This window comes from Sphingomonas sp. SORGH_AS_0870, assembly GCF_031453175.1.
In the GTDB taxonomy this organism is placed as follows: domain Bacteria; phylum Pseudomonadota; class Alphaproteobacteria; order Sphingomonadales; family Sphingomonadaceae; genus Sphingomonas.
In genome coordinates, this window is record NZ_JAVIYW010000002.1 from 1 (window position 1) to 16,588 (window position 16,588).

At 64.7% G+C, this 16,588-nt stretch carries 16 protein-coding genes and 1 pseudogene; 8 read left to right on the plus strand and 9 right to left on the minus strand.

Features of this window, described 5'->3' with window-relative positions:
• Positions 1–286: pseudogene (locus tag QE363_RS00380) on the plus strand (hypothetical protein); the annotation flags it as partial.
• Between the two features lie 252 nt (positions 287–538).
• Positions 539–1,312 carry an alpha/beta fold hydrolase gene (locus tag QE363_RS00385; protein WP_309690655.1) on the plus strand — a complete coding sequence of 258 codons (774 nt, stop codon included), beginning with the start codon at positions 539–541 and terminating at the stop codon, positions 1,310–1,312.
• A gap of 318 nt (positions 1,313–1,630) precedes the next feature.
• Here QE363_RS00385 and QE363_RS00390 read toward each other — a convergent pair whose 3' ends face one another.
• A complete protein-coding gene (locus QE363_RS00390) occupies positions 1,631–2,416 on the minus strand; it encodes a winged helix-turn-helix domain-containing protein (RefSeq protein ID WP_309690657.1) in 786 nt (261 codons plus the stop codon).
• A 138-nt stretch (positions 2,417–2,554) separates the two neighbouring features.
• On the opposite strand from QE363_RS00390, the gene QE363_RS00395 reads away from it, so the two are divergent.
• Together QE363_RS00395 and QE363_RS00400 are read left to right on the plus strand one after the other, a co-directional pair.
• Positions 2,555–4,033, plus strand: coding sequence for a serine hydrolase (locus tag QE363_RS00395; RefSeq protein ID WP_309690659.1), 1,479 nt, complete (start codon positions 2,555–2,557; stop codon positions 4,031–4,033).
• A 31-nt stretch (positions 4,034–4,064) separates the two neighbouring features.
• The gene (locus QE363_RS00400; RefSeq protein ID WP_309690661.1) at positions 4,065–4,832 is read left to right on the plus strand and encodes a hypothetical protein; all 768 of its coding nucleotides are present in this window, start codon (positions 4,065–4,067) and stop codon (positions 4,830–4,832) included.
• Between the two features lie 265 nt (positions 4,833–5,097).
• On the opposite strand, the gene QE363_RS00405 is transcribed toward QE363_RS00400, so the two are convergent.
• Positions 5,098–5,496 carry a VOC family protein gene (locus QE363_RS00405; RefSeq protein WP_039097455.1) on the minus strand — a complete coding sequence of 133 codons (399 nt, stop codon included), beginning with the start codon at positions 5,494–5,496 and terminating at the stop codon, positions 5,098–5,100.
• Positions 5,497–5,685: 189 nt separating this feature from the next.
• Here QE363_RS00405 and QE363_RS00410 point away from each other — a divergent pair, with 189 nt between their 5' ends.
• From QE363_RS00410 to QE363_RS00420, 3 genes are all read left to right on the plus strand, one after another.
• Positions 5,686–6,318, plus strand: a complete 633-nt coding sequence (locus QE363_RS00410) for a tyrosine-type recombinase/integrase (protein WP_309690668.1) — start codon at positions 5,686–5,688, stop codon at positions 6,316–6,318.
• 279 nt (positions 6,319–6,597) lie between these two features.
• A complete protein-coding gene (locus tag QE363_RS00415; protein WP_309690670.1) occupies positions 6,598–7,587 on the plus strand; it encodes a hypothetical protein in 990 nt (329 codons plus the stop codon).
• Positions 7,584–8,318 carry an ATP-binding cassette domain-containing protein gene (locus QE363_RS00420; RefSeq protein WP_309690672.1) on the plus strand — a complete coding sequence of 245 codons (735 nt, stop codon included), beginning with the start codon at positions 7,584–7,586 and terminating at the stop codon, positions 8,316–8,318. Before QE363_RS00415 ends, QE363_RS00420 begins: the two co-directional genes overlap by 4 nt.
• A gap of 518 nt (positions 8,319–8,836) precedes the next feature.
• Here QE363_RS00420 and QE363_RS00425 read toward each other — a convergent pair.
• Positions 8,837–9,571: an SDR family oxidoreductase gene (locus QE363_RS00425; protein WP_309690674.1), complete on the minus strand. Its 735-nt coding sequence runs from the start codon at positions 9,569–9,571 to the stop codon at positions 8,837–8,839.
• Positions 9,572–9,653: 82 nt separating this feature from the next.
• On the opposite strand from QE363_RS00425, the gene QE363_RS00430 reads away from it, so the two are divergent.
• Complete coding sequence (locus tag QE363_RS00430; RefSeq protein ID WP_309690676.1) at positions 9,654–10,055, plus strand: helix-turn-helix domain-containing protein; 402 nt, start codon at positions 9,654–9,656, stop codon at positions 10,053–10,055.
• 390 nt (positions 10,056–10,445) lie between these two features.
• Here the strand turns inward: QE363_RS00430 and tnpC are convergent, their stop codons facing one another.
• The 6 genes from tnpC to QE363_RS00460 form a co-directional block, all read right to left on the minus strand.
• Positions 10,446–11,999, minus strand: coding sequence for an IS66 family transposase (tnpC, locus tag QE363_RS00435; RefSeq protein WP_373461822.1), 1,554 nt, complete (start codon positions 11,997–11,999; stop codon positions 10,446–10,448).
• Positions 12,000–12,060: 61 nt separating this feature from the next.
• On the minus strand, positions 12,061–12,408 hold the full coding sequence (tnpB, locus tag QE363_RS00440; protein WP_267436059.1) for an IS66 family insertion sequence element accessory protein TnpB: 348 nt from the start codon (positions 12,406–12,408) through the stop codon (positions 12,061–12,063).
• Positions 12,405–12,779 (minus strand): IS66-like element accessory protein TnpA, encoded by a 375-nt coding sequence (tnpA, locus tag QE363_RS00445; RefSeq protein ID WP_267436060.1) that lies wholly within the window; start codon positions 12,777–12,779, stop codon positions 12,405–12,407. Before tnpA ends, tnpB begins: the two co-directional genes overlap by 4 nt.
• Before the next feature lie 219 nt (positions 12,780–12,998).
• Positions 12,999–14,066, minus strand: coding sequence for a caspase family protein (locus QE363_RS00450; RefSeq protein WP_309690679.1), 1,068 nt, complete (start codon positions 14,064–14,066; stop codon positions 12,999–13,001).
• Between the two features lie 29 nt (positions 14,067–14,095).
• The gene (locus QE363_RS00455) at positions 14,096–14,392 is read right to left on the minus strand and encodes an effector-associated domain EAD1-containing protein (protein WP_309690681.1); all 297 of its coding nucleotides are present in this window, start codon (positions 14,390–14,392) and stop codon (positions 14,096–14,098) included.
• A gap of 55 nt (positions 14,393–14,447) precedes the next feature.
• Complete coding sequence (locus tag QE363_RS00460) at positions 14,448–16,571, minus strand: hypothetical protein (RefSeq protein WP_309690683.1); 2,124 nt, start codon at positions 16,569–16,571, stop codon at positions 14,448–14,450.
• Between the last annotated feature and the right edge of the window lie 17 nt (positions 16,572–16,588).

Sequence of the window (16,588 nt, forward strand, 5' to 3'; positions counted from 1 at the left end):
CGCCCGCTTCGCGCGCCGCTACCCGGCCATGAATACGCCGACCGTCACGGTCGAAGGCAGTCTTGCCTGGGGCTTGGGGTGGGGACTGGAACAGTCGGGCTCAGACCGTTTCGCTTGGCACTGGGGCGCCAATGACGGTGTCGCCAATCTGTTCATCCTCGATCTCGTCAGCAACGACGCACTGGTCGTGCTGACGAACGGCGCCGGGGGGCAGCGGGTATACGAACGAGCCGCCCGCGTCCGGTTCGGACGTGAGTTTGACGCCTTGACGTGGTTGCAACCGTGACGTCGGCCAACACGCGGTCGGAAATTGCCGTTCAGACCCAGAAGCCGACATTCGCAGTGAGGCAGACGCTGCCCGAAAGCGGCCGCTCGTTCATGCCAAAGACCCTTTTGTTGAACAGGTAACCTTACCCGGCCCCACCGCCTTTCGGCGTGGGAATAGGGGCCGATTTGTCCCGCCCTTCAGCCAATAAAGGCCGGGCCCGCGATGCGACCTTGCTCGTTGAGCTTCTCACAACGACGAGGCGATGACGGCATGAACACGATTGAGCGCGGTACTGGCCGCACGCTGCTTCTGATCCACGGCCTAGGCGGGAGTTGGCGATCGTGGAGCACCGTCTTGGGCGCACTCAGCACGTCGCGGAAGGTCATTGCGGTCGACCTTCCCGGCCATGGGGCCACCCTTGCCGAGCCCGACAGCGGGACGTTCGATGGCTTGGTCGGCAGCGTCGAGCGCTACATCGCGGAGGCTGGCTTGTCTGGCGTCGATGTCGTCGGTAGTTCCATGGGCGCGCGGATTGTGCTTGAGCTCGCGCGGCGCGGGCTCGTCGGCAACGTCGTCGCGCTTGATCCTGGCGGCTTCTGGCGCGGCTGGGAGCGCACCTTCTTCAGAACTACCATCGGCGCCTCCGGTCGCTTGCTGCGGGCCATCCGCCCCGGCTTGCCGGCGTTAAGCCGAAACGCAGCATCACGCACGGCGCTGCTCGCTCAGCTCTCCGCGCGTCCTTGGGCGCTTGACGGGGAAACCGTCGCGACCGAGCTGGAAGGTCTCAGTAAAACGCCGACGTTCGATGCGCTGGTCCGGAGCCTTGCCACGGGACCTGAGCAGTCCGGTCCCGCCGCTGCCGGCACCGGCCGTGTCGTCATTGGGTGGGGTAGGCACGACCGGCTCTGTCTCCCCAAACAGGCTGCGCGCGCGCAGGCAGCCTTTCCCGGCGCCGAGCTCCACTGGTTCGATGGCAGCGGGCACTTTCCAATGTGGGATACGCCGGAGGAGACAGTTGCCGTCATTCTCAACGCAACGAGGTAATGCCCCACCGGCTGGACGACTCGATTACGCAATGATGGCAGCATGGACCCAAAATCCGACATTCAACCCGCCAGCCTGACCGCCCGGAAGCGGACATTTGTTAATGTGATCCAGACGGCGCTCACAGCGATCAGACCTTCTACGCGGAACGGCGAGATGTGGGACAAAGCCGCCATCCATCGAGGCCTAGCCGAACGGCGGGTTCAACCGAGAGCAGCCGTTCACGAGCGGCCCGATAGGGATCGAGAACCATGAACGAAAAACGGTTCTCGAAACTCAAGGCTAGTGAAAAGTCCGGCCAAACGGTGGCGGAGAATATCAACTTGCCGTACCCACCGCCCTAGCAAGATCGGTCGCCATGCTCCTCGCCAGTCTGCCTTGAAGCGGCACATAATCCTGCATGTCGGTGGGAGCGGCAAACTGGCCGGACCATAGCACGCGATCCGAACCGTCCTCGGCGAGCGTCACGACCACCGTGGTCCGCTGCTGCGTCTGGCGCACGCTGACCCGCGCATGAAGATCGGCCTTTTGCCCGTTGGCTGCCACGGAGTAGTTGGCGGGCAGGCGGCGGCTGGTTTCGGCGATGAAGCTCTCGCGAAGTCCGGCATTGAAGTGCGGGAACAGCACATACTCGCATAGCCCCTTCACCGGCTCGATCGCGATCCTGTGCCGGGTCGGGAACATCGCTCCCTGCGCCCACACTGCGCCCCCGATCGCAATTGCGGTCAGCACGGCCCCGGCCGCGATCGAACGACGGCCTCCGGCAGTTGGCCTCTCTAGTCCAGCCTCTGGATCGTCTGCGTCGATCGTACCGATGAAGCGATAGCCCGACCTTGGCCGGGTCTGAACAAAGCGCGGAGTGTCAGCGTCATCATCGAGCAGGGAGCGGATGCGACGGATACAGGTGTTGAGGGCGGCATCCCCGCCCGTGCCTGATCGCGGCCAGAATCGATCGAGCAGCTCGGACCGGCCGACCGTCCGCTCCCTGTTCTCGATCAGAAAGGCCAGAACCTCGACGGTCTGAGGCGATGCGTCGAGCCCTGCACCGCCACGGCATATCCGCAATGCGGCGGGATCGAGATCGAAGTCGGCGAAGCGGATCATGGCGGGTTACCGGAAAAGCGCGGAAAAACTGGTTCGATCGCAATATGTCAGATCAGGTCACGAATTGTCATGCGGCTTCGGGAGCGGCGGGAGGATAATCGATCGCGGCATCGCCCGCATCATCCCGAAAGGCCAGTCTTGCCGCAGACAATCCTCTCCGCCGCCCCCGACCGGCGAACCGTGCTGGGTGCCGGCCTGACTGGGCTGGTGGCATCGCTGACGTGGTCCACAACCGCGGGTGCAGCGGCGGCTTCCACCGGTATCGACGACCTGCTCGACGTTTCGGCGCGCACCTATGGCACGGTCGGGTACTCCGTCGCCGTGTTGCGCCGGGGCAGACTGGTCTATTCCCGCCACGCAGGGCTGTCGGATCGCGAAACGGGCGCGCCGATCACCGACGCTTCCGTCTTTCCGCTCTTCTCGATCTCGAAGCTGTTCCTCGTCGTGGAACTGCTGAAGGCACGAAGGGCCGGGCTGATCGACCTGGGTGAATCGCTCGGCGCGATACGCTCCGGATTGCCGCCAGCATGGACGGGGATCACCCTCGCACAGGCTCTCGCCCACGTTTCGGGCCTGCCGGACTATATCCCCGATCACGTCGCGCCGACCGAGGATCAGGCGTTCGCCGCCATCGAGGCTCTACCCCTCAGGTTCGCGCCCGGCACGCGGAACGACTACAACCAGACCAATTTCCTGTTCGCCAAAAAGGCGCTCGAACAGGCAACGCAGACACCGCTGACGACTCTGGTGGAGCATCAGTTCCGTAGCGTCGGGATGCGAAGGACCAGCTACCATGTCGAGGGGCAACCCCGGCTGAAGGATGTGGTCTCGAGCTACCGTCCTGCGCCCGGACGTGCTCGGCCGCCGCTGCCCTACGTCTCGCCGTCGTGGCCGGCCTATACTTTCGGGTCGCGGGGTGTCTTCACCACAATGCCCGATTTGGTCCGCTGGTCGCAGGCGCTGCTCCGGGGGGCGCTCGTTCCTCTTGCCCAACTGCACGAATCCTGGTCGCCCTTCATCATGCCTTCCGGCGACGTCGCTTGGCATACGCACGGTTGGGAATATTACCGGCACGACGACATGACGATCGTCGGGCATGGCGGCGATGTGCGTCTCGTCTGGCGGCATTTCTTCCGGCACGCCGATCCTGACGACAGCGCGACCGTGATCTATCTGGACAATGGTGGGCGCACGACGTTCGACCGGCATCGCCTGGCCACTCTCGTCGCCAATTGCGTCATGCCGGGTGCCGCGCGGAAAGGCGAGGAGCAGGAAGAAGCTCTATACCGGGGCCTGGTGTCCGGCCGGTGGGACCAGGCCGTGGCTGAGGTCGCGGCCACGATCCCGGCCGATCGGCTTGAAGCAACCGTCAACCGCGTCGGCTACGACGCCATGAACATCCTCGATGCCGACGCCGCCCTGCCGGTGTTCCGGTGGAATGCGGAGCGGTTCCCAAATTCCTCCAATGCTCATGACAGCTTGGGCGAGGCTCATCGTACCGCCGGCCAACTCGACCAGGCAAGGGAGAGCTACCGGCGCGCGTTGACGCTCGATCCGTCAAACGCCCGCCTTAAAGCGACGCTCAACGACCTGGACCATCCGACCCGTCCCCGGTGACGTGCAAGCCATTCAACCAAGGACGATCACGATGTATCTACTCCTGCGCCTGCTGAGCGCTACCGCCATGCTGCTGTTCGCGACCCGACCCGCCGCAGCGGAACCGACCAGGATCGACGTGCGCGTGATCGCACGCGGCGCCAAGTTCCTGGGCGGCTACACGATGCCCGTGCAGGTGACGCTGACCGACGCGGACACCGGGGAAACGCTGGCGCGCGGTGTCACGTCCGGCACCACCGGCGACACACAACGGATCATGACCGGCGGCAAGGACAGCGGAGGCAAGCGGGCCAGCGCCGATACGGCGGCCTTTCGGACGACGCTGGATATCGTGCGCCCGCGACGGATCACCGCGACGGTGACCGGTCCCTTGAGCCAGGCGCAGGCGACGACGACTGCGACCAGCACGCAATGGGTACTGCCCGGCCATGACGTTACTGCCGGCGATGGCTGGCTGATCGAGCTGCCGGGCCTGATCGTCGATATCGCCGATCCGATCGCCTATCGCTGGGTAAAGGCCGGCGAGACGGTGCCGCTTCGGGTCGGAGTGACTATGCTCTGCGGCTGCGCGATCTCGCAGACAGGCCCGTGGCGCGCGAGCGACACGGAGGTCGAGGCGGTCGTCACGACCAACGGCGGTGCGCCGCGTCGCATCCCGCTGCGCTTCGATCCTGGTGCCGCCATATTCACGGCCGATGTGCCAGCGGTGGAAGCCGGCCTTTACGAGATCGAGGTTATGGGCTGGGTCGCCGCCAGCAACAATGCTGGCGTCGCGCACACCGCCTTCTTCGTTCATTGAAGGCGCCTTGATGCAGCAGCGTACTCCCGATTGGGAACAGCTGACCTGCTCCCCGGAAGCTATGCCATTGGCAGGTTAGCTCGTCCGATGGAGAAAAGCGATGCGGCGAGATCGTTTTTCAGCAAAAGCCGACGCTCGCATCAACGACCCGGGATGTCCTAAGTTGGTCGAGAGCCGCTATCGCGGAAAACGGTGGGAAGCGGACACTCGCGCGATCGCAAAACCCGGGTCCGCTAGGGTAAAAAGCGAACCCGTGTTGGACAGATCATGCAGGAAAATGAATTCCGCATAATTTGTTGCCGTCTGGGTCGCGAAAATAGGCGAGTTCGACTGTTCCCAGCGATGCCGTATTGCGCGGGCCGGGCGGGGCTTCGATCGAGGTGCCGCCGTTGGCGACCGCGGTATCATGAAGCTGCTTCACTTGTTCGGGCGAGTTGCACGAAAAGGCGACGGTGCTGCCGTTGGCGACGCTTGCCGGTTCGTCGTTAATCGGCTGGCTGACGATGAAGTTGGTTCCGTTGCCATTATTATAGATCAGCCGCGTATGGCCGCTGTCGGCGATGTTCCGCGCCCCTTCGCCTGCCCCCAAAGTGGCGAGCACCGTGTCGTAGAAGCGCTTCGACCGTTCAATGTCGTTCGATCCGACCATGGTGTGAAAAAGCATCAGGGCTCTCCTTGGGGCTGATCGACTTCCGATCGCCACTAGCCTTTTAACCTAACCGGCCCATAGGACGCGGTCACCCCCCGGGTCGTCGAATGTCCACAAGCGGTCGGCATAGGCCCCCGAGCAATACCAGACCGTCATACCCGCAAGCGTTCTTCCGATGGCCGATCTGGCCATTGGAGAACGATCATGGAGATGCCTGAAACCGAGCGCACCGTCACAAAGCGGCAAGTCTGGAATGCCGGAAGAACCGTCGGTGCGAAGCGTGCCCTCAAACCGAAGCAGATTTGGGAAATTCGGTTCTATCTTAATCAGCGTCGACGCCTGCGAGATCGGGCGCTGTTCGATCTGGCGATCGACAGCAAACTCCGAGGCTGCGACTTGGTGCAGATGAGGATCGGCGACCTTGTCAGCAGCGGGCAAGTCCGAACGCGAGCGATTGTCATGCAGCAGAAAACAGGCCGACCGGTTCAGTTCGAGCTACTTCCAGATGCTCGCGCTAGCCTGCTGGCTTGGCTGGGGCGGCGGGGCGGCACGGTGGACGACTACGTCTTCCCCAGTCGAGTCGATCGTGATGGGCATCTCAGCACTCGCCAGTACGCCCGGCTTGTCGATGAATGGGTGACAGGGGTCGGTTTGATGCGAAGTGAATACGGTACGCACTCGCTGCGCCGAACGAAGGCATCAATCATCTACAGGGCAACCGGCAACCTGCGCGCTGTCCAGCTCCTGCTCGGCCATAGTAAGATCGAGAACACAGTCCGCTATCTCGGCATCGATGTGGAAGACGCACTTGCCCTCGCCGAGAACACCGAGATTTGACCTGTCGGCTCCTCGCTCGGGCGAGGGGCCGCCCTTACGGCGCATGGGACAAAACAGCCAAATACGGGGCCTCGCCGAACGGCGGGTTAAACAGAGAGCTGCCGTCCGCCGCTGTCCCGAAAACGATCGAATTTTGGGATTCTGGCAAGCCTCCTGAAACCCCGTCTGCTTCTGAAGCGAGAATGTCGTAGCGAATCTGGATTAGCGTATTGGCTTAATCAGCCCGACTCCTAGGATGCCGGTATGGTACGGGGACTACCGGGCACGTCATCGGCAGACTTGAAAGCGGGGCGTCTGTTTCGTCAGGATCGGCTGATCCTATTCAACACGATCCGGGCGACGTTCGCTGGCTGGCATGATCGCGTCATCGCCGCGTTCATGCTGGTTGCGGCGTTCGCGGCCGTCCATGCGTGGTTCGTTGATCACCCCTGGATGATTGCGGCATGGACGGCGCTCGCTGCCGGTGTGGTCATCGGCTTCGGGGCAGGACGCCTCGTCCGCACGCGCCTCGCCTTCCACGCATTCGACGGGTTGCTCGCGACCGACGCCCTGCACCCGCAGACACGACGGCGCTACATGACGGCATGGCATGGCGTCGGACTGGCCCTGCTGGCCGTGACGACCCTGATCGTGCGCCCTTCGCTGCTGGTCGTAAGCGTGCCCGGCTATCTCGCCGGCGTGATGATCGCCGGACTGACGGGTGGCGTCAGGATGCCGAAGCGGATCGCTGGCACTGCGCGACCGGGATGGACGCTCCGGGCATGGTCGCATCGCTCGATCGCCGGGGTAGCGGCTGCGACGATCCTGCTCCTGCTGCTATTGCCGGCCCGCACGCTGGGCACGAACGCGCTGATGGCGGTGGTCGGCATAGCCACGGTGCTGCTTGCGCTGCCGCTGACCAGCGTCGATGACGCCATCGTCCACTTCATGACGGTCGCCGGACACGGATCGCGGCGCATTTTCGTTCACCATGGCAAGGGAATCGCGACCTTCCTTGTCGTATCGGCACCGGGATGCTGGATCATATTGGGGCCGGTTGCAGCCGGCATCGCCGCTGCCGCCTGTGTCGTCATGCTGTTGCTGCTGACGCTGCGCATCCTCGCCTATCGGCTGCATACCAAGCGGTTCGCCGATTTCCTCGTCTCCATCCTTGCAGGATTGCTCTTGCTGGTCGCCTATTCGATGCCGGTAGCCTTGCCCGTCCTCACGCTCGCCATGCTATGGCAGTTGCAACGCCGCGGGCGGACGAAGACGTGGCTGCTGGTATGAACCTCGCCGTCGAACTGACAGGCGCAATCGTCGAGCGGAGCGGACAGCGCGTCGTACAGGACGTCGATCTGACCATAGGAGCCGGATCGTGGTTCGGCCTCATCGGTGCTAACGGATCGGGCAAGACCAGCCTGCTTAGGGCGCTTGCCGGCCGGCTGCCCTTCGCCGGTGGATCATGCCGGATCTGTGGCGAGGAGCTGGTCGGTGACCGTGCCGCTCGCGCGCTGCGTTTCGGCTTCTCTCCTCCTTCGGACAAGCTGCCGGATGCCTTGCGTGGCCGCGACGTTCTCGAGCTCGTCGGCGGGAGCATCGATGATGTCCGCTCCCGCCTGGGAACGCTGCATGAAGCGCTGGGCTTGGCTCCGCTGCTCGACGGCTGGATCGGCGACTGCTCTGCGGGCATGCGACAGCGGATCGCCATCGCTGCGGCGTTCGCGGGTGGCCACTCCCTCGTGATCCTCGACGAGCCATTCAATTGGCTCGATCCCGTCGCGATCTTCGATCTGCGCGAGGTTCTGCGCGACATGGTCGATGACGGCCTGACGCTCATCACCGCCCTCCACGACCTCGGCATGCTGGCATCGGCATGCGACGCCGGTCTCATGCTCGCCGATGGTAAGGTCGCACTGGCGCTGGACGAACACGCTCTGCGGATTGCCGCCGAGAACCCCCAGATGTTCGAGCGGCAGACCATCGACCGCTTGCGGTCGGGATCGATCGGGGAAATCTAAGTGAAAGTGTTCCCAATTGGGAAGGTCGAACGGGACAAAACGAGCGGAGCGGCCTTTCCTATGCCTATAGGGGGCAGTTTTCCCGAAATCTGTTCCCATTTGCTCTTTCCCGAAAATGTCCCGGAGAGATGGAAAAATGGGACTGCCAAATGGTGTGCCGCAGCAGCCAGTGTCACGGCGGGGGAGCGTGCAACGAATGACTTTTGATCGGGCGATGCTGCCCCTTGGTCGAGAACCGATGACTGGCCGTTCTTGGCGATAGCGGTCGTACCCGTGACCTGACCGGAACGGCAAAAAATGGTCGCAAGCTGCCGTGCCGTCCCTTTTTACAGCCTGACCCAGTTGCGGTCATCCACGGCCGGTTTTCACGTTCCCGATTTCTGCCATTCGTTCATGTCGGCCTTCCGGCACGGTCATCGCGTGGCGCGGTGGCCGGAAGGTCGCAGCTGTTATTGGTGTGGCACTCCGCGGGCTGGTTTGATGGTGCCAGCCGACCTCAAGCCGGCTGTAGCACTTAGTCAAATCTGCGCCAGGCCACCATCGGTAAACACCTCGCTGCCCGTCATGAAGCTGCTGTCTGACGATGCCAGGAAGGCAGCAGCAGCCGCGACTTCTGACGGCTCGCCAACATGTCCGATCGGCGTCGTCGCCCCCATCTCGATCATGGCATCACGGCCAACGACCTCGGCGGCAAGCTCGGTCAAAGTCGGTCCCGGCGACAGGACATTGACCCGGATACCCGTGCCCCTCAAATCCTGCGCCCAGCTGCGCGCCAGGTTGCGGACCGCAGCCTTGGAGGCGCTATAGACGCTGAATGCCGGCGTCCCCATGACGCCTGTGGTCGAGCCGGTGAGGATGACCGAACCGCCGGCCTCCATCAGCTTCAGGCCTTTTTGAACCGTGAAGATCGTGCCCTTCACGTTGACGTCGAACGTCGCGTCAACATGGTCGGGCGTGATCTCAGACAAGGGCGACAACGCCCCCGTGCCTGCATTGGCGAACAAGATGTCGAGTTTGCCGTGCTCCTGCTTCACTGTGTCGTACAGCCGATCCAGGTCGCCAGCTTCGGTGACCGATCCCGGGACCGCCCGTGCATTGCCGCCGAGCGCCGCCACAGCAGCTTCCAGCTTCTCCGCCCTGCGTCCGAACAGGTACACGAACGCCCCTTCGGCGATGAACCGCTTCGCTGACGCCAGGCCAATCCCCGTACCGCCCCCGGTTATGACAGCGATCTTCCCGTTCAGTCTGGTCATAAGTGCCTCCATTCATTGGTTGCACGCAGTTGGCTTGCGGCTTACCTAAGGACAAGTATGCACCTCTTGGTAAGTACCCATAATGTCTGAAACGCCACTGGTCGACGATCCCGCCATTGCCCCCATCGCGCCTGCCTTCACCTGCGGGCTCGACGCCACGCTCAAGGTCATCTCGGGAAAGTGGAAGCCCCTGATCCTGTACTTTTTGCTGCGCGGACCCACCCGCTATGGGGAACTGAAGCGCGCCATCCGCGACGTCAGTGACAAGGTGCTGATTCAGCAACTCAAAGAACTAGAAGCGGACGGCGTCCTGCGCCGGAACGACTACAAGGAGGTGCCGCCGCGGGTCGACTACACGCTCACCGAGCTCGGCCAGAGCCTCGCCCGGGCGCTTGAGCCGCTATGCCAATGGGGCACCGACAATATGGTCGTAATGCAGAAGCTATTCGCTGAGCGTGACGGATGGGGGCGTGGGCGCAATTAAACGGCAGGCCATTGGGCCTGACTAGGTGAGCATCGCACCCATCGCTTTTGGATCAGCCTGACCCAATCCCGGTCGTTCAAGCCGCCATGCCCGCTCCCCAACTTCTGCCATTCATTTATGTTTCGATTGGGTTCGAAGGCCCAGGCAGCGCCCGATGCTAAATGGCGAGGTCTGGGACGAAGCGGTCATTTCTGCCCCGCCAGCTAAAGGTCAGTTTTCGACGAGAGCCGACGTACGCGCGCTTGGTGGGTTAAGATCGGCCTTCAGCGAGCGTCAGCCTACCCATTGTTGGTGGAATGACAAAAATCTTGGCCATCCACTTGCCGCCTTCCGCTGCCAGCAGCTTGCCGCCTGTTCATTTGAGCGTAAGCGTGGCGTGGAGGCCGCAGATTATGCTGCTTGTGCGGTCGACTGATCTACCTGCGGCATCCAATTCCAGGGCATGAGTTCGTCCCATCGGCTGGCAGGCCAGTCGCCCGCGACCTTGGCGATAACGTCAGCGATATAGGCCTGCGGGTCAACGCCGTTCGCCTTGCAGGTCTGGATGACGGTGTAGATGGCAGCGGCCCGTTCGCCACCTGCGCGCGAACCGGCGAACAGCCAGTTGCGGCGTCCAATGGCAACACCGCGCAGTGCACGCTCCGCGATATTGTTGTCGATTTCCAGACGACCCTCACCCAGGAAGCGCGACAGTGCCTGCCAGCGCTTGGTGCCGTAGGCGATGGCTTTGGCCATGTCGGACCTGGGCGACAGATGGCGAAGGGCGGCGTCGAGCACCTCGCGCAGGGCCTCGACCAGCGGTTTGCTCCGCTCCTGCCTGACACAACACCGTATGTCGGGCGGCTGGCCGCGCACCTCGGCCTCGACGGCATAGATCGCTCCGATCCGCTCGAGAATGTCGGTGGTCAGCGGCGTGGGCGACCGCTCGTGCAGATCGAAGACCTTGCGCCGGAAATGTGCCCAGCACGCGACTTCGGTCACGCCACCACGATACAGTCCGTCATAACCGGCATAGGCATCGGCCTGAAGGAAACCGCGGAAGCCGGCGAGATGGGCCATCGGGTGCGCGGCCGTGCGGTCGGGCGTGAAGCGATACCAGGTCGCGCGCGGCGCCGTGCCGCCGGACGCCTGGTCGTCGGCTGCGTACACCCATAGCCGCCCGGTCGCGGTCTTCCCCCGACCGGGGTCGAGCACCGGCACGGGCGTGTCGTCGGCATGGATCTTGTCGGCCTTGAGCACCTCGTCACGGATGCGGCTGACGATGGGGTCGAGGAGCACCGCGGCCTGTCCGGTCCAGCCCGCCAGCGTCGAGCGGTCGATGTCGAGCCCTTGCGCGGCCATCATCTCGGCCTGGCGGTAAAGCGGCAAATGGTGGTCGAACTTTGAGACGACGACGTGCGCCAGCGTGGCGAAGGTGGCCTTGCCACGCGCCACGGCCCTGACCGGGACGGGAGCCTGGACGATCTTGTCGCAGGAACGGCAGCTGTATTTGGGGCGGACGTTGCGCACGACCCGCCAGCGCACCGGCACGATGTCGAGCATCTCGTGTGCGTCCGAGCCGAGCGGGCGCAACGCGCCGCCACAGTCCGGGCAGGTGCAGGCACCCGATGCCGGCTCATGGATGACGTCCTCGCGTGGCAGATGTGCGGGCAGACTGCGGACGGGCACCGGCCGAACCGCCACGCCGCTGTCGGCCATCTCAGCCCCAGGCGCGTTGCGCTCCGTCTCCAGTTCCTCCAGCGCCAGTTCGAGCTGCTCGATCTCGCGGCCGAGCTTTTCGGACGAGGCACCGAACTGCATCCGCCGCAGCCGGGCGATCTGTCCGCGCAGGGTATCGATGAGCAGATCGCGGGCGGCGAGCGCGGCATTGGCCCGGGCGAGTAAGGCCTCCAGCGCGGCGATCCGCGCGGTGGCATCTGCAGGGGAAACAGGCGCTTCCGACACGCTGTCTTCATAGCAGATTGCAGGTCGGCGAGCGAGCAAAAGCGGCGTAAAACCGCCGTTCTCACCCCGCCAGCGTCGGCGTAAACGTCCGCTCGGGCCGACGCCAGTCGATGCCCTCCAGCAGCATCGACAATTGCGCCGGCGTCAGCACCACCGTGCCGGTCGCGGTCACCGGCCAGACGAAGCGGCCCCGGTCCAGCCGCTTAGAAAACAGGCAAAGTCCCTGGCCATCGAACCACAACAGCTTGACCAGATGACCCCGCTTGCCGCGGAACGCGAACAACGCTCCGGAATGCGGGTTCTGCACCAGCACCTGCTGCACCAGCACCGCCAAACCATCGAACCCCTTGCGCATGTCGGTCACGCCGCATGCCAGGAACACCCGCGTCGGCAACGGCACCGGGCTCATCGCAGCACCGACAGCACCCGTGCCAGCGCCCCTGCATCCACGGCAGCATCCACGCTCACCCGCACGCCACCCGGCAGTTCGATATGGATGAACCCCGGTGGACATGGTGCCGGCTGCGGTGTCCGCACGACCGGTTCCGCCACCTGCACTTCGGCGAATACCGGCAACGACGGCACGGCACTCGCCAGCTTGCCCTCCCGCAACTGCTTGCGCCACGTGTAGATCAGGCTGCTCGACACCTCACGCCGGGCGATGACGTCGCAAACCCGCACCCCCGGCCGGAACGCCTCCGCCAGGATCTCCAGCTTCTCCGCGTCCGACCATCGCCGTCGACCCGACACACGGCCGACCACCTCCATCCGACCAGTCAAACGAGTGCTCGTATGACCAGTCGTAGAACCGAAAACTTCCCGCACCGCCCGCGCCCTCGTCAAAGGCGACAAGCATCCTGACCGCCAGCGCTACCGCAAGGCGGCCTGCTGACCACGCTTACATTTGAGCGGACCGGCCGCTTGGCGAGCCCGGCCAGCCGCCAAGTGGATTCATGGTTGGAGAAACACCGCATGACACTTACATTATCGGCCGCTGAGTCAGCGCAGCGCCCCGAGCTCGCGGTGAGCGGGAAACTCTTCGAGTGCCGCGTCGATCAGACTTTCGCGAGTAACGTTGCCCCCGCCGCCGCCCTGCGACAGCAGGCGTAAAGCTGAGAACCACTGCGACCGTCCGGTCCCGCCTAGCGTGAGGTTGGCCACCTCGCCACCCGCACGCAGCCAAATCTGTTGGTCCGTCGGGCCTGCCGGGAACAGGTCCGACATGATCTGCTCGAGCGTGCGCTCCCGCACTGCGTAGCGGGGCGTGAGGGACTTGGTCCCGCCGAGGGCGAGCGCGACGGGGAAGTTCTCCTCGAGTTCGGACGCCTTGAAGATCGGGTGCTGCCTGCCGGGCACGGCATGCCTGACCGCCTCGGACACGTAGTTGAATAGGTCGAACACCCGGATCGTGCCGTCGCCCGCGGTGGCCGCGGCGCCCTTAAGGCCAGCGAGCATGGCGGTCGTGAAAACGCTGTTGCGCTCGCCCCTGAGGACGCGTGAGACCTCGGTTGCGCGCGACGAGGCGAAGATGACCCGGCCAGTCCCGCTCGCCAGCTGCTGCAGCGACTTTTCGTCGAAGCCCACATCGAGCCCGTCGTCATCCACCTCGTCGAGGTCAGACTTGAGTGTAGCCGCGCCAGCCGCGTGGCACGCGTCGACGATGACGAGGACGCGTGGTGCCTTAATCGCTCCGATCGCGGCAGAAAGCTCGGCTTCGCCGAGCGTGGTGCCCGCGAGGTCGCTCCGTTTGCAGTCGTAGGGGACGAGTGCACTCGTCGCCGCCTCGCCCGATCCGACGCGCGCACCGTGGCCGGAGAAGAATATCGCGACGGTGCTATTCGCCGTCGAATTCGCGGCGAGGTCAGCGAGCGCCTTACGGATGCCCGCGAGCGTCGCTTGGCCATCGGTGAGGACCGTCACGTTTGCATCGGGGTAACCGCAGTACGACGGCGACTTCAGCGCATCGGCGGTATCGTGCGCATCGTTAAGGACGGCTTGGGGCAGGCGCCGTATTGCCTTATAGTCTGCAACGCCGATTACGAGCGCCCGGGCTTGGTTGAACTGCATGCTCGTCTCCACAATCAGCGCGTTCCCTTTCAAGCGCGGAACAGGGCGTCGCCAGCCAGCATGCTGAGGTTGGTGTTCTGGGGGTAGTCCACCCGCATCTCGCTAATCAGCTCCGAGACACGCGGCGGCCGGCCGTTCTGGATATCGCGCAGCGCACTGTGCCATCGCTCCTTACCCGTCCCGTGGTGGCGCAGGTCGGAGTCCCGCCCGCCAGCGCGTGACCAGAGCGCCTCTTGGTCTGGCCCCTTCGGGTAGAGTTCGGCGGCAAGTTCCACCAGCGATTCCCACTTTTCGATGCTGCTGACGGACGAGAGGCCAAGGAACATCTTATCCCAGAAACCGATGAAATCGAGGCAGTGGCGAAGTGTAGGCGCGAGGTCGCTACGGCCGCCGCGATAGAGGACAACAAAATCGGAGATGATGTCGCGCCGCCGCCCGCGCCGCGAGCGTGCGCCCGATGAGCTCGGCGTCGGCCGAGGGAAGCGGGCGCGTCGACCGGACGGCGGTCAGTATCCACGTGCGGAACCTATTGGCGTCGAGGCCGCCGAGCGTGTCGATGAGGCGGAGGCCCTCGGCGATCCCGCGCGCGGTCACCCGGTCAAGGAGTTGCCCGAATCTCGCGTCGACCAAGATCCGGTCAGTCAGCGGGGTTTCGAGCACAGCCTCTTCCGCAGCGGTGCCGAGCCGCGCGAACCAAGCGTCGACGGTGGCGGCGAGCAGGCGGTCGCGGATGGTGGCGGGCAACTTCGCCCAAAGTTCGCTCCTGCGGGGAAACGACGTAACGTCCGCGAGCGGTGTGGTTGATAGCTGGTCGAGGAGTTCGGTCGGCGGGTGGGCGCCGTCAATCTGCTCGGTGAGGAGCTGATCAAACGCCTTGCGCGGTTCGGCCAGCCCGTCCCAAACAGCAGGGTTGTCCTTCAGCGCCGCCGCCAAGACACGGCGGTTGGCCACGGTAGACATATCCCGCCGCGCTAAGAGCTTCGGGTCCTTCGCCACGGCTTCACCAGCGATCGTCAGCACCCGATCGTCGGGGACGTTGGCAAAGACGTCGAGAAGCTCGTCGGGCTTCGCGCGGCGCAGCGCGAGCCGCATCGCGGCGGGATCGATGCCCTTCTCGACGGCGCTCTGGGCCCGCGCTGCGTCCGCCGGTTTCATACTGCCGCTGGCCGTGACCGCGTGCAATCGGGGCAGCCCAGACCGCGCGGCGGCCTCAATGATCGGCTTCGCGGTAGCGGGGTCGAGTTCGGTCGGGGCGGCTACGACGACGGCGTCAAGCGCCTTGCGGTCTGCGGCGACCAACGCGACGAGCGGCGGCGACGTCATGAAGTCGGCCTTCGCCCAGCGCCAGAACGCGGCAGCGAACGCCCCGCCGGGAGCCGTCGACGAGCGTTCCAGTCCACGGCGGGCAGCGGCGCGCCACTGCGCAATCGCTTCGGTGCCGACGAGCGCGTCGGTGACGATGGACACCGCCTCGGCGTCGTGTGGGGCGGGATGGCCGCTATCTACCAGCCAGTCCTCAAGCCCCTGCCACAGGGCACCGCTGGTCGCGAAGCCGGAGAGCGCGAGGTTGCGCAGCGTCAGGATCTCGGAAGGCGTCGCGTCGTGGAGGGCGCGCGCTAGGCGTCCGATGATGGCTTCCTTCTCCGCTGCGCCGCGCGCCGGATCCGGCGAGAGCCGCTCGACGAGCCTAGCTGCCGAGACGAGCCGCGCGACGGTGTCGGGGCTAGCCGTCGCCATTGCGTGCGCCTGCTCGAGAAGCTGCAGGTCTTGGAAGCCCTCGAGGTCGGCGCCGATCCGCTCGCCGAACGCGAGGAGGTCGTTAGAGTCGGGCGAGCCGTCGATCATGCCAGCGGCCTTCAGCCCGCCGGCCACGTTGCGGCCGACGATTCGCTGATCCTGCCAACGGCCGATGAGCGAGGCCGGGGTGCAGACGATCGTCGGTCCGGGCTTCTCGACGACGTCTTTTGGGCCGAAGCTAAGCCGGAAGTAGAGCTTGCCGCGCAGCGTCGGCCAGAGCCGCCCCCACAGCGCGACGATGAGCTCTTCGAATCCGACGGACCCAATCCGAACTACCGGGCCGCTTCCGCGCGCGACTAGCGCCTGCGCGGCGTCGGCCAGGTCGGGCGAGGCGGGCGGCATGCCCTGGCTGCGTGAGACGTCGAGCGGCTCGACGGCGTCGGGCGCAGCCGCGGCTGACGTCATGAGGTGCGCGAGGAGCGGGCGCAGGTCTTTCATGCCGACGATCTCGGCTAGGTCGCAGATGAGGGCGTGTGAGATTACCATGCCCGACCTGCCGACCGTCGGGTCGCTAAACGTCCTCGCGAGGACATATTTTTCGCGTGAGGGAAACCCGGATGTGACGGGAGACCAGCTAGCGCCGAGCGGCTCGGTGTCCGGTAGGTCGAGCCGCTGGGCGAGGTCGGCCGCAAGCCTGAGGTCACCGCTTGCGCATCTGAGCCCATGCCCGTTCCGGACGGTGCCATAAATCGCTTGGTCCACGCGCATGCGCGCTCCTCGCCCCT